This window comes from Candidatus Allofontibacter sp. (genome assembly GCF_038145245.1).
Taxonomy (GTDB): Bacteria; Pseudomonadota; Alphaproteobacteria; order Pelagibacterales; family Pelagibacteraceae; genus Fontibacterium.
In genome coordinates, this window is the sequence record NZ_JAYQPI010000013.1 from 1 (window position 1) to 20,144 (window position 20,144).

Genomic DNA, 20,144 nt, shown 5'->3' on the forward strand with positions numbered 1-20,144 from the left:
GATTTAAAAAATAAATATCTTTTTTTAATTTATTGGCTTTATTTGAGTATTTTGTATCGACTATAGGATGTTTGTTACTCAAATTATATTCAAAAGTATCATTCTTTTTCTTTAATAAAGAAATCTCTTTTAATACATAATTAAAATAATCCTGATCATCAGTCACAAATATTAACGTCGATTTAATTTTCATTTTTTTTAAAATTTTTTCTAAAAATAAATAATTAAGTAATCTTCTTTTTTTTTGCCTATTTTTCATCCAAGGATCTGGAAATAAAACAAAAACTTTTGAAAAAAAATTATCTAAAAAATTATCTATAACTTTTTGCACTGGTGTATCCAAGATTGAAATATTATTTAAATTTAATTCTTTAGCCTTTTGAACAACATTAGCTACACCATTAATAAATGGATCAACTCCTATAAAATAATCTTTTGGATTGGTACTCGCTTGAAATAGTAAATTTTCACCTAAACCAAAGCCTATTTCTAAAACAAAATCTTTATTTTTAACTGATTTAATTTCTTCAAAATTTACTAAAAATTCTTTTTTATAATTTTCATAAAAAAACTTTTTGCTTTTAGATAATGCTCTTGATTTTGATCTTCCAAAAAAAATTTTTTTCTTACCTTCGATCAATTTACACTTTTGATTGAAAATATTTAACTAAATCTGTTTTTTCCCAACTAAAAGAGCCGTCGTTTTCTGGTTGTCTACCAAAATGTCCATACGCTGATGTTTTTTGATAAATCGGTTTATTAAGTTTTAATAATTGACGAATACCTCTTGGGCTTAAATTAAAATTTTTAGAAATAATTTCTTCAATTTTTTTTGATTTATTATCTTCACCATCAAATAAATCGATATAAATTGAAAGAGGTTGAGAAACCCCAATTGCATAAGATAATTGAATTAAACATTTTTCTGAAACGCCCGCTGCTACAATATTTTTTGCCAAATATCTTGCAGCATAGGCTGCTGAACGGTCCACTTTAGTTGGATCTTTTCCAGAAAAAGCTCCACCTCCATGAGGTGCTGCACCACCGTAAGTATCAACAATAATTTTTCGACCTGTTAATCCTGAGTCTCCGTCAGGTCCACCAATTACAAATCTACCCGTTGGATTAACATAAAAATGTTCCTCATCACACATCCAGCCTTTTGGAATAACTGACAAAACATAAGGACGAACAATCTCCTTAACTTTTTCTTGATCAACACTTTCATCATGTTGCGTTGAAACAACTATCGAGGAAATTCCTTTTGGTTTTCCATTTTCATAAACAACTGAGAATTGACTTTTTGAGTCCGGTCTTAAAAATTTTTCTTTACCAGACTTTCTTGCTTCCGACATTAATTGCAAAACTTTATGAGAATAACTTATCGGTGCTGGCATAAGATCTTTTGTCTCTGTGCATGCATAACCAAACATAATTCCTTGATCGCCAGCGCCCTCATCTTTATTACCCGACGAGTCAACGCCTACAGCTATGTCTTGCGATTGACTATGAAGATAATTAGTAAATTTTAAATTTTTCCAATGAAAACCTTCTTGCTCATAACCAATATCTTTAACTCTAGATCGAATTAATTTTTCAATTTCATCACTCTCTATTTCTGGGCCTCTTACTTCTCCAGCAATTATAACCGTATTTGTGGTTACTAATGTTTCACAAGCAACTCTACTTTCAGGAAATTTTGATAAATATAAATCAAGTACTGAGTCGGATATAATGTCACAAATTTTGTCAGGATGTCCTTCTGATACTGACTCACTAGTAAATATATAATTTTGTTTAGCCATTCTTGTTTAGTTTTCTAAGAACAATAACGAATATAATACTTAGTAAGATTGTAAAATAATAAATATTATTTTCTAATAAAGAAAATAAGGTTTTTCCTTTTAAAAATGACAATTTTAAATCAATAAACCCTGATTTATTTAATTCTAAAAGGCTTATAATTTTTCCATTTGGAGAGATATAGGCAGACATACCTTTATTAGTTGATCTTACAACTGGAACACCTTGCTCCACTGCTCTAAAAATTGCTTGCGTTAAATGTTGATAGGGACCAATTGAATCCCCAAACCAACCATCTTCTGAAATATTTATTATAAAATTATAATCTTTAGAATCGCGTTTAAGATCTCCAGAATAAATTATTTCATAACAAAGCAAAGGCAGAAAAGTTAAATTGTTAAATATTTTAATCTCTTTTCTTTCTTTTCCTGAGGAAAACGAACTATATCCAAACGTAATTTTTTTTAATCCCCATTTCGTTAATAAATTTTCAAAAGGAATAAATTCTCCAAATGGAACAAGTTTGATTTTATTATAAACGCTGATAACTTCGGCATTATTATTTAATACAACTAAAGAATTATAAAAATTAATTTTATTACCTAAAATACTTGGATTGGTTATACCAACTATAATCAAATGATTTTTAGAAAAATTTTTATTAAAGTATTCTTTATATTTATATAAATCTTTAGGATTAGTTTGTTGGATCATCCCTTCAGGCCAAATAATTAAAGTTTTTTCCTTCTTATTAGCGTTACTAAGATTTAGTAGAGAAGTTATGTTTTTTTTCTCATTTTCTATCCCCCAAGTTTTTACAATATCAATATTGGGTTGAACTATTTTTACTTTAACCTCCTCATGATGATTAAACTCTGAATTTTTTATAATAATTTTTCCAAATAAATAATTTGAAATTAAAATAATAAATAAAAAACAAGAATTAATTAATATTTTCTTAAACTGAACAGGCCATAAAGAATTAAAATAAATTGAAAAAGTAAAAATGCTAAAAAAGTTAAAGGTATATGTGCCAATTAATTTTAAAATTTGAATGCTCTCAAGTGAAAAACTCCATGAATAAGATATTAGATTCCAAGAAAATCCAGTGAATAATATTCCACGCAAATACTCAAATACCGATAATGAAATAGAAAATATTAATAAAAAAACATAATCTCTTTTTATAAATGAAAAAATTGCAAGCACTGCAAAACCGTAAAAAACAGCAAGTAAAATAGGCAAACCTAATATGGCAACCGGAATTAAAAAAGTTAGCTGTTTATCAAAAGTTAATGAGTGCGATACCCAATAAAGACTACTTGCAAAATATCCGTAACCAAAAGCAAAACCTAAAAAAAAGAAGTTAGATAATTTTAATTTTTTTTCTTTAAAAAAAATTATCGAATACAAAAATAAAGAGTAGGTAATAAAATTTATAAAAATAAAATTATAAGGGGGTAAAGAGAAACTAGATAAAGAACCTAATAATAATAAAAAAATATAAATAAAAAAAATATTTTTTTTTAACATCTTGAGTTTTAAATATTTCTAAGAATTCTTTGCTCTAATAGATTCATTTTCTTATATTTTTTAAGTGAATCATGCTCATAGCCAATCAGATGCAAAACCCCATGAACTAACATTTTTTTTAAATAATTATCAAAACTTATATTCTGTTTTTTAATTATCATTTCAATATATTGATAACTTAAGGCAATATCTCCAAGATAAACTTTCCTCTTTGATTTAAGAGGTCTCTTAAAAAAATTTTTCTCCTCAGCAGGAAATGATAAAACATCTGTATCTTTATTAATTTTTCTAAATCTTTTATTAAGTTTCTTCATATTTTTTGTATCCGTTAGAAGAATAGATATCTCAAAGGTAATTGCTTGAGATAAAAATATAAATGATAAGATTTTTTTAATACTTTTGTTAAGAAACGAATTAATTTTAGGATATCTAGATTTCCAATTCTTATGATCAATAACTAAATTAACTTTTACCATTTGGCTCTTTTTTTTTATAATCATCATAAGCCTTAACGATTTTAGAAACCAAAGGATGTCTCATAACATCATTATGATCAAAGTTTATTGTTTTAATCTCTTTAATATCTTTAAGAATTTTCGTAGTTTCATATAGTCCGGACTCTTTTGATTTTGCCAAATCAACTTGAGATGGATCTCCATTAATCACCATTGTTGAATTATTGCCAAGTCTAGTTAAAAACATTTTAATTTGAGTAAACGTTGCATTTTGCGCTTCATCTAATATGACAAATGAGTCTTTAAGTGTTCTTCCTCGCATAAATGCAAGAGGAGCAATTTCTATTACTCCCTCTTCTATTTTTCTTTGAATCTTCTCGTAGCCTAATAATTCATAAAGAGAATCATAAAGTGGAATAAGATAAGGATCAATTTTATCCTTCATATCACCTGGTAAAAAACCTAAATTTTCTCCAGCTTCTACTGCGGGTCTTGATAATATTATTTTTTTTACTTTATCTTCTAATAAAAATGTAACTGCTACTGCAACGGCCAAAAATGTTTTTCCAGTTCCGGCAGGCCCTAACGCCATTACAATTCTATGATTTTTTAAAGCATCAACGTAAATCTTTTGTTTTTCTGATCTTGGTAAAATAATTTTTTTTGATGTTTTAATTGCATCATTATCACTATAAATTGAATTAGGATTTGCTTCGACTCTATTCATTTTAGTTACATCAAAAATAGTCTTTATATCTTCTTTCTCAATACTATTAGTGTTTACAAATTTTGCTATGAGATTGTCCATAATTTGAACAACTGACTGTCTGTTATTTAGATCTCCACGCACGATCATTAGATTTCCTCTTAAATTTATTTTCGTACTAGTAATATTTTCTATTTCTTTAAGATTAGAATCAAACTCACCAATAATTTTGCTTAAAACTAAATTATTTTTTATATAAAAACTTAGATAGTCATTATTTTTTTCAATAATTTCTATTTGTGAACTTGAAACTTTAGATATATTCATTAAACAAGCGCTTCTTCTTTTTGCAAGATACCAAAAAGATTTTTACTATTGTAGGAAGTAATTTCAATATTAACTAAATCTCCTGGGTTACAATTTTCAGAATTAAAAAAAATAGAATGCATAAACTTACTTCGACCAAAAAATTGACTAGGCGTTTTAGTTTTATTTTCAATTAATATTTCAACTTTCTTTCCAATTAATTCTTTACTATTTTTAAGTTGAATATCAGTTAATAAAGTCTGCAACCTTAACAGCCGATCTTTACATATATCTAATGATATTTGATCTCGATCAACCGCTGGGGTACCTGGTCTTTGACTATAAATAAATGAATAAGAGTTTATAAAATTTACTCTATTAATAATATCAAGTGTATCTTGAAAATCCTCTTCATCCTCGCCTGGAAAACCAATTATAAAGTCGCTAGAAAATTTCATTTCTGAATTTACTTCTTTAAATTTAGCAATTAAATCCAAATAATATTCTCTTGTGTGTTTTCTATTCATTAATTTTAAAATTTTATTCGATCCTGATTGAATAGGCAGATGTAATTGGGGCATTAATTTTTTTTGATATTTAAAAGCCTCTATCAATTCTTGATCCATGTCATTTGGATGAGAAGTAGTAAAACGTATTCGACAAATTGAACTAATTTTAGCGATTTCATCTATAAGTTTTGCTAAGTTATAAGTTTTATTTCCGTCAACAAATTTATAAGCACTAACATTTTGTCCAAGCAAAACAATTTCTCTAACTCCGTTATCTGATAATTTTTTTGCTTCATTAATAATGCTGCTAATTGATCTAGAAAATTCAGCCCCTCTTGTATAAGGTACCACACAAAAAGAACAAAATTTATCGCAGCCTTCTTGGATTGTTAAAAATTCAGAAGTTTTAGATTTTCTTGAAGATTTTAAATTATCTAAGGTATCAAATTTTTCTATTAATTCGAAATTAATGTCAGAAAAATTTTTTTTTCTTTCTTCAAAATTTTTGATTTGTTCTGGCAATCGGTGGTAAGATTGTGGCCCAACAACAATATCAACATAGTTAGTTCTTTTAAAAATCTCTTCACCTTGAGCCTGAGCTATACATCCTGCTAATACAAAAATGGGTTTTTTTTTAAATCTATTTAGCTTTTTAATTTTACCAATATCAGAATAAACTTTTTCCGTTGCTTTTTCTCTAATGTGACAAGTATTAAATATAATACAATCTGCATCTGCTAAAGTTTCAGATCTTGTAAAATTAACAGACTGCATTAAGTCAGATATTTTATCAGAATCGTACTCATTCATCTGACAACCAAAAGTCTTTATATAAAATTTTTTTAACAATTATTTTAATCTCAAAATATTAGACGCAATGAAGGTATAAAAAAAAACAAATAAATGAAATATATTTGTTATATATTGTCGTAAATAGGGAATAATTTGCTATCAATAAAAAGTTTATTATCCAAAATATATTGAAGATTCTTAGAAGTATATTTGGGCAATTTAGAATATTTCACTACTTTATCGCTTATATTATCTAAAGTTTTTTGAGCAGTAAATTTTGAATAATAGTCATGACAATTTTTTAGGTCTTTTATGTAGAATCTATTATTTATTTCTAAAGCAACTTTTTCATAATCTTGATTATCAATTGTAGTTTTTAAAATCTGAAAATTATTAAATCCAAGTAATTTAATTTTTTTAACTAAAGCAATACTTTTAATTGAAGATAAAATATTTCTAAGACCAACAAATCCACCAGGTCCTAAATTAATCATAAAAAAATCTAAATTTTCTATTTTTAAATTATTCTCTTTAAAGAAATCTAAGAGAATATTTATAAAATTTTCACTATTTAAGAATTTATCCTTTACTAAAGTAAAGTCAGAATTGTTTTCCTTTACAATTAGTATTAAACATCCAAGAGTAAAATCGATTGAACAAAAACGAAAATTCATGATTTCATTTATAAAAAGAATTATTTTAATTATTTTTTTAATAATTGCTAATCATTCTGCAGTTAATTCTCAAGAATATCAGAATGAAAAAGGCATTATTGGATTAATGTATCATCGTTTTGAAGAAAATAAATATCCTTCAACTAATGTCAGGCTTAAAGAATTTAACTTGCAACTAGAAATTATTAATCAAAACAATATTGAATTTATTTCAATTGATGAATTAAAAAAAATTCTTATTGAAAATAAAAATTATGATTCTAAAAAAGTTCTAATTACTATTGATGATGCCTATAGATCATTTTATGATAATGGGTGGAAGATATTAAAAGACAAAAAAATTCCATTTATCCTTTTTCTTAATACAAGAGAAGTGAACGCCAATAACCCTAATTATATGACTTGGGATCAGATAAGAGAAATACATAACTCTAAAATTGGAACTATTGGTGGGCATAGTTTTTCTCATGAATATTTAATTAATAAATCTGAAATTGAAATAAGAGAGGACTTAGATAAATCTCATAAAGATTTTTCAAGAGAATTATCTTTTAGACCAAAATATTTTTCATATCCATTTGGTGAGTACAGTTCTGCCTTTAAAAAAATTGTAAAGGAATTCAATTACGAGCTAGCTTTTGGACAGCATTCTGGCGTCATTGATAGATCAAAAGATTTATTAGAACTTCCTCGTTACCCTGTAAATGAAAACTATGGAAAAGCAGAAAGATTTTTAACATTATTAAATACTAAGCCTTTTCCTTTTAAGTCTTTTAAACCAGAAAATAAATTTATTAGTAAATCAGAGAATCCTCCAAAAATTGAAATAGAATTTTTTAAAGAGATTGCTAATTTAGAAAAAATAAATTGCTTTGCTAATGATGGTGGCGAGTGGAAAAAAAAGAAAATAACATTCATTGAAAAAAATTGGATAAGAATTAATTTAGATAAAAAATTTAAAGAAAGAACTGGAAGAATTAACTGTTCCTTATTAGATAAAGATAACCAATTTAGATGGTTTGGATTTCAATTTGTAATAAATGGTAATTAGATTGATCCTGATCTCTTAACCGCTAGATTTGATTTATCAAAATCTTGCAGTGAATTTTGTTCAATAATCTTTTTTAAGCCAAGCACATAATCGTCTCCTTTGATCGAGTATTTATGTACATATTTAATTAATTTTAATCCTGATATAGATCCACTTAACCTACTAGATCTTTGTTTAGCTCTTTCAGTGCGGAATTGATCATAAAAAGGATGTGTATTTAAATTATTTTTATAGGCGCTTACTGCATACCTAATTTGGTTAAATTTTGATATTTCGTGCTTCTCATCTTCAGCTCGATTTTCAGGCACCATCCCGGCGTTTTCTTTCCATCCCCATTGACCAAATAAAGCATTACCCTCTGTTGCAAAACGTGATGTTCCCCAGCCACTTTCATAAGCTGCTTGCGCTATAGCTAATGAAGGAGGAATGATATCCATTTTAACTAGTAATTCTTTAACACTGTTATTTTTAACTTTATATTGTTGAAATTTTTCATTTAACCAATCAGCATCTTTTTTAAAACTTCTTCTATTCATGATGGTGACGAGTTTTCTTCTGTCTGCAATGATCTTATCATTTTCTGACAAAACTATTGGCAATAATATTTGTATAAAAATTTTTTTTCTTTGTTCAATATTGTCTAATTCACCAATCCCATCAGGAAATTTTGCTAAAAAGAAATTTGCAACTGGCTCTCCTTCTCTAACTTTTTCAAGATTGTATCCACTTTTTTCAAATAAATTAATAATACTTACTACTTGCTGAAAATCTAAGCCTAATTTTTTTGAATCATTTGTTAAAAAACTTTTCTTTAATATTTGATCAATTGATGGATCGTTTGTAGAATAAGCGTCTGTTTCATTATTAATAATTTTTCTTTTATCACCTACAGACTTGAACATCTCTGGAATAAAAGCTGTAAAAATTATTAAAGTAATAATTAAAGAATAGGGTAATATCTTTTTAAGACTAACTTTCTTAATTAAAAAAGAATAAATTTTATTTATATTTTTTAAGACAAAAGAAAAAAATTTAAAAGTTGGATAAATTGTATCAACAATGTAACGTGAAAAACCATTGTTTAAAATAGCTGACTTTATATCTTTAAATAAATTTATTAATCTTTTATAAAAAGTTTTCTTCATTTTAATTTAAATTATAGACTTACAGCTCTAACGCTTTTTACTTCAGGTACATAATGAACCAGCATTCGTTCAACACCTTGCTTTAAAGTCAATGTAGAGGAAGGGCAACCTGCACAACTGCCTTGTAGCTCTACTTCAGCCACACCATCAACAAAAGATCTTAAACTTATATTTCCTCCATCCATAGCAACGGCAGGTCGTATTTTGAGTTCTAAAACTTCTTCTATTCTTTTATAGATTTCATCTTTATTTTCGCTTATCTCTTTTTTTACAGTAATAGCTCTGAAATTCTTAGGAAAATCATTTTTTATAATATTTTTAATTTCTTCTAATATATGCTCCCATTTTGTTGAACTATTTTTTTTAACAGAAATGAAATTATTACCAAAAAACACAAGTTCAGCACCGAGTTCAAATATCTTTTGAACAAAAGGATATTCTTTAGCCTCTAAGTGACTTTTAAATTCGATAGACCCATTTTCAACCAATTCCAAACCTAATACAAATTTTAATGTGTCTGGATTTGGGGTCTGCTGCACATCAATATTCATATGTATATATTTAGTTAGTATGATTTGTTGTTAAAGTAATTACCATTTATAATAACGCTTATAATTCAATAACTTATATTAAATTATCAAGTTCTTTTTCAGAGATAAGACCAGGAATTATCAGCAATGGGACAGGTAAATCGTTCATTTTTTTTGACAAAGATTTTATGATAGGCCCAGGATCACTTTCAATTGAAGAAGCGAGTACAAGAAATCTAATACTGTTATCTTCTTTAAGAAATTTAATTATTTCATCAACCTTATCACCTATTTTAATAATAATTTGAGGTTTTATTTTAAATTTTTCTTCAACTATTGTTGACCAAAGCCTACTAATTTTTTTTCCCTCGCTCGTCTCTTCTTGTTCAATTAAATTTCCAACGGACGCCCATTCCATATTCACAGCAGGTCTGACAACATAAAGCATTATTAAATTAGCGTTATTTGCTACTGATCTTTTAGCCGCAAAATAAATAGCATTCTTCAACTCATCACTCTCATCAATAACAACTAGATAATTTTTTCTCATTATTTCAAAGATAGCCCAAGAATCTTGTGAACCTCATTTATAGTTTTTTGAGACTCGCTATTAGCTTTTTCACTTCCACTTTTTAATATCTTTTTAATTGTATCTGTATCTTTTTTAAACTCTTTAATTCTTTTTCCAATAGGAACAATTTCTTTAATTAAAGAATCGCTTAATCTATTTTTTAACTCAGAAAAATTTTTACCACTTAATTCTTTTAAACTTTTTTCAATTGAACTACTATTTAAAATTGAAAAAATATTAATTAAATTTCTAGCTTCTGGTCGGTCTGCTAATTTTAATTCAGATTCTGGAATTAAATCGTTATCTGTTTTTGCTTTTTTAATTTTTTGTATAATATCTTCTTCCGTATCCGTTAAATTAATTCTTGAAGCATCAGACTCATCAGATTTGCTCATTTTTTTAGTTCCATCTTTTAAACTCATAATTCTTGCAACTTCTTTTGTAATTATTGGTTCTGGCAATATAAAAAAGTCTTTGCAATTAAAATCATTATTAAATTTCACTGCTATATCTCTGCATAACTCAAGATGTTGCTTTTGGTCTTCTCCTACAGGAACATGCGTTGCTTTATAAAGTAAAATATCAGCTGCCATTAAAGTTGGGTAAGAATAAAGTCCAACACTTGCTTTTTCTTTATTGGATCCTGCTTTTTCTTTAAATTGTGTCATTCGATTTAACCAGCCAATTCGTGCGACACAATTAAATATCCAGGCTAATTCACAATGTCCTGGAACACTAGATTGACTGAATATAACATTTTTTTTTGGATCCAAACCACATGCAAGAAAAACTGCGGCAGTTTCAATGATATTATCTTTTAATTTTTTTGGATCCTGAAATACTGTAATTGAATGAAGATCTGCCAACATAAAATAGCATTCATAATCTTTTTGTAATTTAACAAAATTTCTAATGGCGCCTAAATAATTGCCAAGATGAAGATTTCCAGTTGGCTGCACTCCGGATAAAATTCTATTTTTGATCATTTAAAATTTAAACCTTTAAATCTTTAATACGAAATGCTTTTAAAAAATAGGCAGTTAAAAAGTAGATAAAAGCGGAGAATAAAACTACGATTATTAATATTATAGCTTTTAATATTGATTTTGATTCTAAATAACTTGAAAAATAATTTAATAAAAAGAAAAGAACAAAACCCATAATTAATGTGCACAAAAGTGATTTTATAAATCTAATAACAAATAATTTATCAAAAGAATGATATCCAGATTTTATAAGATTTATTTGATAAACAACAACCGTTAACCAAGCTGAAATACTGGTTGCAATGGGTATAATTAAAAAACCATAGCTCTTAAATAAAGCAAGACTGATTGAAATATTTAAAATCACCGAAAATAAGGACAAGTAAAAAGGAAATTTTGTATTACTTCTTGCAAAATAAAAACTTGAATAAATTTTAATTAGTCCAAAAGCAGGTAACCCAATTCCAAATAACAAAAGTGCTGCTGAAGTATTAATAATACTTTCAGAATCGAAAAATCCATAACCATACAGAGCTGATATAATTTGCTCTGATGCAACAAAAATTCCAATTGTTGCTGGAAAAGATAAAAATAAACATAATTCTAAAGAACGATTTTGAATAAAATTTACTTTAATCAACTTAGATTTATAAACTTCTTTGGATAGACTAGGCAAAATAACAGTTGCGATTGCAATTCCAGTAAGAGCTAGTGGTAATTGATAGATTCTATCTGCATAATACAAATAAGATACTGCGCTACTTTCAAAGGATGCAATTATGGTTCCAATTAAAATATTTATCTGATTTACCCCTGATGAAAAAACACTTGGTAACAATTTTCTAAAAAAAGACTTAACTTGATTATTTATATTAATAATAAAGCTCAAATTAAGTTTAAAAAATTTTTTTGCGAAAAAAAATAAAAAAATAACCTGAATAATTCCTGCAAGCGTCAGAGCATAAGAAGAAGCATAAACTATTTCTGTATGAGAACTATGAAAAAAAATTAAAGATAAAATTAATAAAATATTTAATATGATTGGAGCTGCAGCAGTAATTAAGAATTTTCCTTTTGAATTTAAAATAGCTGATAAAAAAGATGAAATAGATATAAAAAATAAAAATGGGAAAGTAATCCTACTAAGATTAACAGCTAGATCAAATTTTCCATCAATATCTTTAAAACCAGGCGAAACAAGGAATAGAAACTCAGGTGTAAATATTTCAATAATAAAAATTATAAAAAAAATAAATATAATTAGTAAACTTAATATTTGATTTGCAAAATAATTCTTGCTGCTACTTTTTTGCTTTGTGTAGGCTGGAATAAATGCAGAATTAAAAGAACCTTCTGCAAATAAAGATCTAAAAGTATTTGGAATTCTAAAAGCTACAAAAAGTGCATCAGCAATCGCAGAGGTTCCAAGAAATACTGCGATTAGCGTATCTCTAAAATAGCCAAGAATTCTACTTAAAAAAGTTGAAAAACCAAAATAAGAGATATTTTTCAAAATATTCATTTGATATTTAGTTTCAATTTTGTTTTAATTTAAAATCTAAGAACTTATATAAGAAAAATAACTTCTTCTTACAGTTTTATTTTTTTTAAAAACAATATTATGGAAAAGTTTACAGAAAAAGAAGCCCTAGACTATCACAGCCAAGGTAAGCCAGGAAAAATTGAAATAATAGCTAGTAAACCAATGTCAACACAAAGAGATTTGGCGCTTGCCTATTCTCCTGGCGTTGCAGTTCCTGTTGAGGCTATAGCAAAAGATCCATCGAAAGCTTATGATTACACAAGTAAAGGAAATTTAGTTGCGGTCATATCAAATGGATCTGCAATCTTAGGTCTTGGAAATTTAGGCGCACTTGCATCAAAACCCGTGATGGAAGGCAAAGCTGTTCTTTTTAAAAGATTTGCCGACATTGATTCAATTGATATTGAAGTTGACTCACAAAATGCTGAAGAAATTATTAATTGTGTTGCTAAAATCGGAAATAGTTTTGGAGGAATTAATTTAGAAGATATTGCATCTCCTGACTGTTTTATTATCGAACAAGAATTAAAAAATAAACTTAATATTCCCGTATTTCATGATGATCAACATGGCACTGCTATCATTACTGTTGCTGGAATTTTAAATGCTCTAGAAATTGTAAAAAAATCTATAAAGAAAATTAGAATTGTAGCTAATGGAGCAGGGGCTGCTGGTATTTCATGCATCTCTTTATTAAAAGCAATGGGCTTACCAGATGAAAATGTTGTTATGCTTGATAGAGACGGTGTAATTTACAAAGGACGTCCAAAGGTAGATCAATTTAAATCAACTCATGCTGTAGATACAAAACTTAGAACTTTAGAGGAAGCGATGAAAGGTGCAGATGTATTTTTAGGTTTGTCTGCAAAAAATGTTGTAACTCCTGCAATGGTAAAATCAATGGCAAAAGATCCTATTATATTTGCCTGTGCAAATCCTGATCCTGAAATTCTTCCTGAACTAATAGAACAAACAAGAAATGATGCAATTATTGCAACAGGAAGATCTGATTATCCAAATCAAGTAAACAATGTTTTAGGTTTTCCCTATATCTTTAGAGGAGCTTTAGATTGTCGAGCAAAAACAATTAATGAGGAAATGAAAATTGCAGCTGCAAAAGCTATAGCAGATCTTGCAAAGGAAGATGTTCCTGATGAAGTAGTTTCTGCTTATGGTGGAGAAAGACCAAAGTTTGGAAAAAATTACATAATTCCATCTCCATTTGATCCAAGATTAATTAGAAATGTATCTGCTGCTGTAGCAGAGGCTGCTATGAAAAGTGGAGTTGCACAAAAGAAAATTGAAGATTTTTCAGCTTATAAGGATAGCCTTGCTGCAAGATTAGATCCTTCCGTAGGTTTTTTACAAAATATTTATTTACAAGTAAGAAAAAACCAAAAAAGAGTTATTTTTGCTGAAGGTGAAGAAGAGTCTATGTTAAGAGCTGCAATCGACTTTAAAAATAATGGACTTGGAACTCCTATTCTAATTGGAAGCAGTGAAAAGATTGCACAACAATTAAAAGAGCTTGGTTTAAAACTTGATAAATCTATTGAAATTCATAATTCAAAAAATGAAAAACAAAGACTTAAGTACACAGACCACATTTATAAACGATTACAAAGAAAAGGTTTCCTAAAAAGGGACTGTGATAGATTAATTAGAACAAATAGAATTGTTTTTGGATCTTGTATGGTCGATCTTGGTGATGCTGACGCAATGGTAACAGGAGTGACTAGAACTTTCAGCGATACATTAGAGAATATAAAATATGTTGTAGATGAAAGACAAGGTGAAATTATTTTTGGACTTACAATTGCAGTTACTAAAAAAGGCACTGTTTTTATTGCAGATACAAACGTGCATGAATATCCAACTGCTGAAAATTTGGCAGATATAGCTGTATCTTCGGCAAGAGTGGCTAAAATCTTAGGTTTTATTCCTAGAGTTGCTTTTCTTGCTCACTCCACATTTGGAAAACCAATGTCAGAAAGAAGTGTCCATTTAAGAGAGGCTCGAGAAATTCTTGAAAAAAGAAAAGTAGACTTTGAATTTGAAGGAGAAATGCAACCAGACGTCGCTTTAAATCAAAAATTTAAAACTATTTATCCATTTTCAAAATTGTCTGCGCCAGCAAATATATTAATAATGCCAGCCATTCACAGCGCTGCAATTTCTACAAAACTACTTAAAGAACTAGGTGGAAGTACTTTGATTGGTCCGATTTTAGTTGGTTTAAATAAACCTATTCAAATCTCAACTTTAAGATCAAAAGTTACTGACATATTTAATATGGCAGCAATGGCTGCTTATAAGGCAGACGTAATTAAATACCAAAAAAACTAAAGATAATTTTTTCTAGATAAATTATCAGCAAGAATAATACTTGGAACAATCTCAACTACATCAGGTATTGATTTTGCCTCTTTCATAACTTCCTCAAGCTCTGAATTTGTTCTTGCCATTCCATAAATATAAATTTTTCCATTGATTGTCTCTAAATTGTAATTGCGGGAATTAATTTTTTTATTAACTAATAATGCTGCACTAAGTTGTGAAGATATTAAAATATCTTTTGCTCTCTGCTTAAAAGAAGTTTCATCTGCAATAACAATGTCATTTTTAACAGCTTTAATACCCGCTGTTTCCCACGCAAATTTTGTAATTTTTAACTTATCTTCAGCTTTCTCAACGCGACCACTTAAAATCGCAGTTCCATCAATAACTCTAACATTTAAAAAAATCTGCTTATAATTATTTTGAACAATCTTCTTGATGATCAGCGTTTCTGCTAATTTGTCATCTAAGTATAATCCTGGAGATCTTGGATCTAAGTTAATATTAACTCCAACACCAAAAACAGTCGACGTGATGTTTCCAATGCAAGAAGTTAATAATAAAGATATAAAAATTACTTTTAAAAATTTCATAATTTTTTATCTAACATTAAAATCTTTTGATAAATTTCTTTTTTTGAAAATTTAAATTTTTTCGATAAATATTTTGCAAGATCGGCTGTTTTCATTTTCTTTGATAAATCTAAAATTTCTTTATTTAAATCAATATTTTTGTCTTTATTTTTATTCGCCTGCGAAGACAATACTATTGTAACCTCTCCTTTAAGAACAATTGATTTAACTTTATCAAGAATCTCATCAAGCGTTCCTTTTATTATATTCTCATGTATTTTTGTAATTTCCTTAGCAATCAATATCTTCCTTTCACCAAGAAATTCTTTCATCTCATTTATTATGGAAACTAAGTCTCTGGCCGGTAAAAATATAATAACTGAACTATCTAAATTAGAAAATTTTTCATATACTTGCTTTCGCTCACCTAATTTTTTTGGCAAAAATCCATAAAAATAATAATCATCACTAAAACCTGCTAAACTAAATGCTGCCGTTACCGCTGAAGCTCCAGGTATTGGAATAATTTTTATATTATTTTTTTCAATCTCATTAATTAAAATTTTTCCAGGGTCAGATATCAATGGTGTTCCTGCGTCACTAATCAAAGACACGATTTTATTCTTTTTAAAAATTTCTAATATTTTTGTAACTGATTCTTTTTCGTTAAATTTATGATAAGAAAATAATTGAGCATGAATATTATAATAATCTAATAATTTTTTTGAAACTCTTTTATCTTCGCACAAAATAATGTCTGATTTTTTTAAAATATTTAAAGCGCGTATGGTAATATCCGCTAAATTTCCAATAGGCGTTGAGACTAAATAGAGTCCTTTTTCTAAATTTTGATCTATAAATTTAATATTTTCCATAAATTTAGTACTTAAAATATCTTTTTATTTTATTAAACGCTTTATAACGATGACTTATTTTATCCTTTAAATCTGGTTTTATTTCGCCAAAAGTTTTTTTATAACCATTTGCAATAAATATAGGATCATAACCAAATCCATTATTACCTTTGGGTTGTTCTGAAATTTTACCATTAACTATTCCACTAAATGTTTTGTACATTCCATTTGGAAAAGCAACCGCAAGAGCACAGTAAAATCTAGCATTATTTTTTTTATTTAATATTTTTTTTGTTTTTATTTTTGAATAAACTTTTTTAATTGCTAATTTAAAATCTTTGTTTTTTCCTGCCCATCTAGCTGAATAAACTCCGGGATCTCCATTCAAAGTTGATATTTCTAAGCCTGAGTCATCTGATAAAGATATTAATTTAGATTTTTCTGCACAAAATCTAGCTTTAATTACAGCGTTGCCTTCAAATGTTTTTTTATTCTCTATTGGTTCAATGAGATTAAAATCTTTCGGACTATAATATGTAATATGCTTGGGCAGTAATTTTTTTATTTCTAAAAGCTTTCCCTTATTGTTGGTTGCTATCAATAAAGACTTTATATTTTTTAAATTTATTAACTTATTTTTCAAAACAAGATTTTTGATGTTGAATTATTTCTTTAATTGCACTCTTTGAAATTTTTAACATTTCGCTTAAATCTTGGTCTGAAAATGTTTTTCTCTCACCCGTTGCCTGAATTTCAACTAATTGCATATTTTCAGTGATTACAAAATTAGCATCAATTTCTGCTTTACTATCCTCAGCATAATTTAGATCTAATAAAATTTTATTATCTAGAATTCCACAACTAACCGCGGCTACATACTGTTGTATTGGGTCTGTCTTAATTTCTTTATTTCGAAGTAAATATTCAATGCATAATTTTAATGCAACAAAACCACCGCTGATAGCTGCTGTTCTTGTTCCACCATCAGCAGTCAAAACATCGCAATCAATTGTAATTAATTTTTCATTTAATAATCCCAAATCAACAACAGCTCTTAATGATCTTCCTATTAATCTTTGTATCTCAGATGTTCTGCCTCCGATTTTTCCAACTGTAGCCTCTCGTCTCATTCTTTCGTGGGTTGATCTTGGTAACATCCCATATTCAGCTGTTATCCAGCCTTTTCCTGAACCAAGAAGCCATCTTGGAACTTTTGAATCAACCGAAGCGGTACAAACAACTTGGGTTTCTCCAAACTTAACAAGGCAAGATCCTTCTGAATTTTTAATAAAATTTGGAATTATCTCAATTTTTCTTAAACTAAGATTATCTCTGTTATCTTTTCTCATAATAAAGCTAGAAATCTGAAATATAGTACCTATATATGTCAAAAAAATTATAAAGTATTGCTTTAAATATATAGACCTATGAATAACAACGAACAAACTACTTCTAATACTTCTGATAAAGATCAAGAACAAAAAACTGAAACTCCAGAAAATAATAATTTAGAGCCAAATTTAGAAATTGATCTTGAAAAAAAAATAGAAGAATTGAATGATAAACTACTTCGTTCACTTGCTGAAAATCAAAATCTTAGGAAAATCCATGAAAAAGAAAAAGAAGATTTAATTAAGTATAGTTCTTCATCGTTTGCTAGAGAAATTCTTAACCTTGCTGACAATTTAGAAAGAGCCTTTGGCTTATTTAAGGACAATCCCAAATTCAAATCAGATGAATTTAAAGACACGATACTTGGAATAGAGCTTATTGAAAAAGAATTGATTAATAGTTTTGATAAGAATGGAATAAAGTCATTTGAGTCTATTGGTAAAAAATTTGATCCTAATTTTCATCAAGCTTTAAATGAAGTTGAGAGTGAACAAGAAGATGGAATAGTGATTAATGAAATTCAAAAAGGGTATATGTTAAATGATAGGCTTTTAAGACCAGCACTTGTGTCTATTTCTAAAAAAAAAACCCCTACTGCTCAATAGTTCAATAAAGCTAAATAAATTAAGGTTTTTTTAACAAAAAAAAATTAGACTCAAAGGTTGTAATCTTAAAATTAAACACCACATAGGGTTAACAAATTAATTAAAAATAGAATTTTATGTCAAAAATAATTGGAATAGATTTAGGAACCACAAACTCATGCGTTGCTATTATGGATGGTGCGCAACCAAAAGTATTAGAAAATGCTGAAGGCGTTAGAACAACTCCCTCCATCGTAGCATTTACAGAATCTGGTGAAAAATTAGTTGGTCTTCCTGCAAAGAGGCAAGCAGTAACAAATCCTGAAAATACTTTCTTTTCTGTAAAAAGATTAATTGGAAAAAGTTTTGACGACTCAAGTTTAAAAAAGGACATTCAAGGACTTCCTTACAAAGTAATAAAATCTGATAACGGTACTGATGCATGGGTTCAGTCACGTGATAAAAAATATTCTCCAAGTCAAATTTCTGCTTTTGTTTTAATGAAGATGAAAGAATCTGCAGAAAAATATCTTGGTAGCGAAGTAAAACAAGCAGTTATAACTGTTCCTGCTTACTTTAACGATGCACAAAGACAGGCAACTAAAGATGCTGGAAAAATTGCAGGTCTTGAAGTTTTAAGAATTATAAATGAACCAACGGCAGCTGCGCTTGCTTACGGTCTTGATAAGAAAAAAGCTAAAACTATTGCTGTATACGATTTAGGAGGTGGTACTTTTGATATTTCAGTTCTTGAATTGGGTGATGGAGTATTTGAAGTTAAATCTACAAACGGAAACACTTCTTTAGGTGGTGATGATTTTGATTCTGTAGTTACAGATTATATTATTGAAGAATTTAAAAAAGAAAGTGGAATCAATTTAAAAACTGATAAATTGGCATTACAAAGAATAAGAGAAGCTGCAGAAAAAGCAAAAATTGAATTATCTTCTTCGGCTCAGACTGAAGTGAACTTACCTTTTATTACTGCAGATAAAAGTGGTCCAAAACACGTTAATATGAAAATCACAAGAGCAAAACTTGAAGCTCTTACTGCGACCCTTATTGAAAAAACAATTGAGCCTTGCAAAATTGCGCTAAAAGATTCTGGTTACACTGCATCTGAAATTAATGAGGTTATTCTTGTTGGTGGAATGACAAGAATGCCAAAAGTTGTTGAAACTGTTAAAAGTTTTTTTGGAAAAGAACCCAACCAAAGCGTTAACCCTGATGAAGTAGTTGCTTTAGGTGCAGCTGTTCAAGCTGGAGTATTGCAAGGCGATGTTAAAGACGTTCTTTTGCTTGATGTTACTCCATTATCACTTGGTATTGAAACCTTGGGTGGAGTATTTACAAGATTAATTGAAAAAAACACAACAATCCCAACTAAAAAAAGCCAAACATTCTCAACAGCCGAGAACAATCAGCCGGCCGTAACAATTAGAGTTTTCCAAGGCGAAAGAGAAATGGCAAATGATAATAAATTATTAGGCAATTTTGAACTAACAGGAATTGCACCAGCTCCGAGAGGCGTTCCTCAAATTGAAGTGACTTTTGATATTGATGCTAACGGTATCGTTAACGTTTCTGCAAAAGACAAAGGAACTGGAAAAGAACAGAAGATTCAAATTCAAGCCTCTGGTGGTTTAACCGATGAAGAAATTCAAAAAATGGTTAAAGAAGCAGAAGCTAACAAAGAAGCTGATAAAAAGAAAAGAGATGAAGTGGATGCAAAAAATCATGCTGACTCTTTAATAGCTTCAACTGAACAAAGCTTAAAAGAACACGGAAGCAAAATTTCAGA

Annotated in this window: 20 protein-coding genes; 4 read left to right on the forward strand and 16 right to left on the reverse strand. The window is 28.2% G+C overall.

What is annotated here, in order from left to right:
• From trmB to AC8IGH_RS02965, 7 genes are all read right to left on the reverse strand, one after another.
• Positions 1–640 (reverse strand): tRNA (guanosine(46)-N7)-methyltransferase TrmB (gene trmB, locus AC8IGH_RS02935; RefSeq protein ID WP_507419225.1); only part of this gene is annotated, 640 nt, incomplete at its 3' end.
• A gap of 1 nt (position 641) precedes the next feature.
• A complete protein-coding gene (metK, locus tag AC8IGH_RS02940; protein ID WP_507419226.1) occupies positions 642–1,805 on the reverse strand; it encodes a methionine adenosyltransferase in 1,164 nt (387 codons plus the stop codon).
• Positions 1,798–3,336 (reverse strand): apolipoprotein N-acyltransferase, encoded by a 1,539-nt coding sequence (lnt, locus tag AC8IGH_RS02945; protein ID WP_507419227.1) that lies wholly within the window; start codon positions 3,334–3,336, stop codon positions 1,798–1,800. The genes metK and lnt overlap by 8 nt, the downstream gene beginning before the upstream one ends.
• A gap of 8 nt (positions 3,337–3,344) precedes the next feature.
• The gene (gene ybeY, locus AC8IGH_RS02950) at positions 3,345–3,812 is read right to left on the reverse strand and encodes an rRNA maturation RNase YbeY (protein WP_507419228.1); all 468 of its coding nucleotides are present in this window, start codon (positions 3,810–3,812) and stop codon (positions 3,345–3,347) included.
• Positions 3,799–4,824 (reverse strand): PhoH family protein, encoded by a 1,026-nt coding sequence (locus tag AC8IGH_RS02955; protein ID WP_507419229.1) that lies wholly within the window; start codon positions 4,822–4,824, stop codon positions 3,799–3,801. Before AC8IGH_RS02955 ends, ybeY begins: the two co-directional genes overlap by 14 nt.
• Positions 4,824–6,143, reverse strand: a complete 1,320-nt coding sequence (gene miaB, locus AC8IGH_RS02960; RefSeq protein ID WP_507419244.1) for a tRNA (N6-isopentenyl adenosine(37)-C2)-methylthiotransferase MiaB — start codon at positions 6,141–6,143, stop codon at positions 4,824–4,826. The genes AC8IGH_RS02955 and miaB overlap by 1 nt, the downstream gene beginning before the upstream one ends.
• Positions 6,144–6,229: 86 nt before the next feature.
• Positions 6,230–6,778, reverse strand: coding sequence for a hypothetical protein (locus AC8IGH_RS02965; RefSeq protein ID WP_507419230.1), 549 nt, complete (start codon positions 6,776–6,778; stop codon positions 6,230–6,232).
• On the opposite strand from AC8IGH_RS02965, the gene AC8IGH_RS02970 reads away from it, so the two are divergent.
• The gene (locus AC8IGH_RS02970) at positions 6,777–7,829 is read left to right on the forward strand and encodes a polysaccharide deacetylase family protein (protein ID WP_507419231.1); all 1,053 of its coding nucleotides are present in this window, start codon (positions 6,777–6,779) and stop codon (positions 7,827–7,829) included. The genes AC8IGH_RS02965 and AC8IGH_RS02970 overlap by 2 nt on opposite strands.
• Here the strand turns inward: AC8IGH_RS02970 and AC8IGH_RS02975 are convergent.
• The 5 genes from AC8IGH_RS02975 to murJ all read right to left on the reverse strand — a co-directional run bounded on the left by AC8IGH_RS02975 (position 7,826) and on the right by murJ (position 12,583).
• Entirely contained in the window at positions 7,826–8,974 is a 1,149-nt protein-coding gene (locus AC8IGH_RS02975) for a glucosaminidase domain-containing protein (protein WP_507419232.1), read from the reverse strand. The genes AC8IGH_RS02970 and AC8IGH_RS02975 overlap by 4 nt on opposite strands.
• A gap of 11 nt (positions 8,975–8,985) precedes the next feature.
• Positions 8,986–9,525: a NifU family protein gene (locus AC8IGH_RS02980; protein ID WP_507419233.1), complete on the reverse strand. Its 540-nt coding sequence runs from the start codon at positions 9,523–9,525 to the stop codon at positions 8,986–8,988.
• Between the two features lie 73 nt (positions 9,526–9,598).
• Entirely contained in the window at positions 9,599–10,054 is a 456-nt protein-coding gene (locus AC8IGH_RS02985) for a universal stress protein (RefSeq protein ID WP_507419234.1), read from the reverse strand.
• Positions 10,054–11,061 carry a tryptophan--tRNA ligase gene (gene trpS, locus AC8IGH_RS02990; RefSeq protein WP_507419235.1) on the reverse strand — a complete coding sequence of 336 codons (1,008 nt, stop codon included), beginning with the start codon at positions 11,059–11,061 and terminating at the stop codon, positions 10,054–10,056. The genes AC8IGH_RS02985 and trpS overlap by 1 nt, the downstream gene beginning before the upstream one ends.
• 7 nt (positions 11,062–11,068) lie before the next feature.
• Positions 11,069–12,583, reverse strand: coding sequence for a murein biosynthesis integral membrane protein MurJ (murJ, locus tag AC8IGH_RS02995; RefSeq protein WP_507419236.1), 1,515 nt, complete (start codon positions 12,581–12,583; stop codon positions 11,069–11,071).
• Positions 12,584–12,682: 99 nt separating this feature from the next.
• On the opposite strand from murJ, the gene AC8IGH_RS03000 reads away from it, so the two are divergent.
• The gene (locus tag AC8IGH_RS03000; RefSeq protein ID WP_507419237.1) at positions 12,683–14,950 is read left to right on the forward strand and encodes an NADP-dependent malic enzyme; all 2,268 of its coding nucleotides are present in this window, start codon (positions 12,683–12,685) and stop codon (positions 14,948–14,950) included.
• Here the strand turns inward: AC8IGH_RS03000 and AC8IGH_RS03005 are convergent.
• From AC8IGH_RS03005 to rph, 4 genes are read right to left on the reverse strand one after another with little or no spacing between them, the layout of a single operon-like run.
• On the reverse strand, positions 14,947–15,534 hold the full coding sequence (locus AC8IGH_RS03005; protein WP_507419238.1) for a BON domain-containing protein: 588 nt from the start codon (positions 15,532–15,534) through the stop codon (positions 14,947–14,949). The genes AC8IGH_RS03000 and AC8IGH_RS03005 overlap by 4 nt on opposite strands.
• Positions 15,531–16,388 carry a 16S rRNA (cytidine(1402)-2'-O)-methyltransferase gene (gene rsmI / locus AC8IGH_RS03010; protein WP_507419239.1) on the reverse strand — a complete coding sequence of 286 codons (858 nt, stop codon included), beginning with the start codon at positions 16,386–16,388 and terminating at the stop codon, positions 15,531–15,533. The genes AC8IGH_RS03005 and rsmI overlap by 4 nt, the downstream gene beginning before the upstream one ends.
• Before the next feature lie 4 nt (positions 16,389–16,392).
• Positions 16,393–17,010: an RdgB/HAM1 family non-canonical purine NTP pyrophosphatase gene (gene rdgB, locus AC8IGH_RS03015; RefSeq protein ID WP_507419240.1), complete on the reverse strand. Its 618-nt coding sequence runs from the start codon at positions 17,008–17,010 to the stop codon at positions 16,393–16,395.
• Positions 17,000–17,716 (reverse strand): ribonuclease PH, encoded by a 717-nt coding sequence (rph, locus tag AC8IGH_RS03020; RefSeq protein WP_507419241.1) that lies wholly within the window; start codon positions 17,714–17,716, stop codon positions 17,000–17,002. Before rph ends, rdgB begins: the two co-directional genes overlap by 11 nt.
• Positions 17,717–17,794: 78 nt before the next feature.
• Between rph and grpE the strand changes: the two genes are divergently transcribed.
• Both grpE and dnaK read left to right on the forward strand, forming a co-directional pair.
• On the forward strand, positions 17,795–18,364 hold the full coding sequence (grpE, locus tag AC8IGH_RS03025; RefSeq protein ID WP_507419242.1) for a nucleotide exchange factor GrpE: 570 nt from the start codon (positions 17,795–17,797) through the stop codon (positions 18,362–18,364).
• A gap of 116 nt (positions 18,365–18,480) precedes the next feature.
• Positions 18,481–20,144: molecular chaperone DnaK (dnaK, locus tag AC8IGH_RS03030; RefSeq protein ID WP_507419243.1), on the forward strand; the 1,664-nt coding region annotated here is incomplete at its 3' end.

What these genes read in the sequence shown, in the direction of transcription:
- AC8IGH_RS02975 (WP_507419232.1), bottom strand. Translation starts at nt 8,974, where the DNA reads ATGAAGAAAACTTTTTATAAAAGATTAATAAATTTATTTAAAGATATA.
- AC8IGH_RS03005 (WP_507419238.1), bottom strand. Translation starts at nt 15,534, where the DNA reads ATGAAATTTTTAAAAGTAATTTTTATATCTTTATTATTAACTTCTTGC.
- AC8IGH_RS02980 (WP_507419233.1), bottom strand. Translation starts at nt 9,525, where the DNA reads ATGAATATTGATGTGCAGCAGACCCCAAATCCAGACACATTAAAATTT.
- ybeY (WP_507419228.1), bottom strand. Translation starts at nt 3,812, where the DNA reads ATGGTAAAAGTTAATTTAGTTATTGATCATAAGAATTGGAAATCTAGA.
- AC8IGH_RS02955 (WP_507419229.1), bottom strand. Translation starts at nt 4,824, where the DNA reads ATGAATATATCTAAAGTTTCAAGTTCACAAATAGAAATTATTGAAAAA.
- AC8IGH_RS03000 (WP_507419237.1), top strand. Translation starts at nt 12,683, where the DNA reads ATGGAAAAGTTTACAGAAAAAGAAGCCCTAGACTATCACAGCCAAGGT.
- lnt (WP_507419227.1), bottom strand. Translation starts at nt 3,336, where the DNA reads ATGTTAAAAAAAAATATTTTTTTTATTTATATTTTTTTATTATTATTA.
- AC8IGH_RS02985 (WP_507419234.1), bottom strand. Translation starts at nt 10,054, where the DNA reads ATGAGAAAAAATTATCTAGTTGTTATTGATGAGAGTGATGAGTTGAAG.
- metK (WP_507419226.1), bottom strand. Translation starts at nt 1,805, where the DNA reads ATGGCTAAACAAAATTATATATTTACTAGTGAGTCAGTATCAGAAGGA.
- rph (WP_507419241.1), bottom strand. Translation starts at nt 17,716, where the DNA reads ATGAGAAAAGATAACAGAGATAATCTTAGTTTAAGAAAAATTGAGATA.
- trpS (WP_507419235.1), bottom strand. Translation starts at nt 11,061, where the DNA reads ATGATCAAAAATAGAATTTTATCCGGAGTGCAGCCAACTGGAAATCTT.
- AC8IGH_RS02970 (WP_507419231.1), top strand. Translation starts at nt 6,777, where the DNA reads ATGATTTCATTTATAAAAAGAATTATTTTAATTATTTTTTTAATAATT.
- murJ (WP_507419236.1), bottom strand. Translation starts at nt 12,583, where the DNA reads ATGAATATTTTGAAAAATATCTCTTATTTTGGTTTTTCAACTTTTTTA.
- grpE (WP_507419242.1), top strand. Translation starts at nt 17,795, where the DNA reads ATGAATAACAACGAACAAACTACTTCTAATACTTCTGATAAAGATCAA.
- rsmI (WP_507419239.1), bottom strand. Translation starts at nt 16,388, where the DNA reads ATGGAAAATATTAAATTTATAGATCAAAATTTAGAAAAAGGACTCTAT.
- AC8IGH_RS02965 (WP_507419230.1), bottom strand. Translation starts at nt 6,778, where the DNA reads ATGAATTTTCGTTTTTGTTCAATCGATTTTACTCTTGGATGTTTAATA.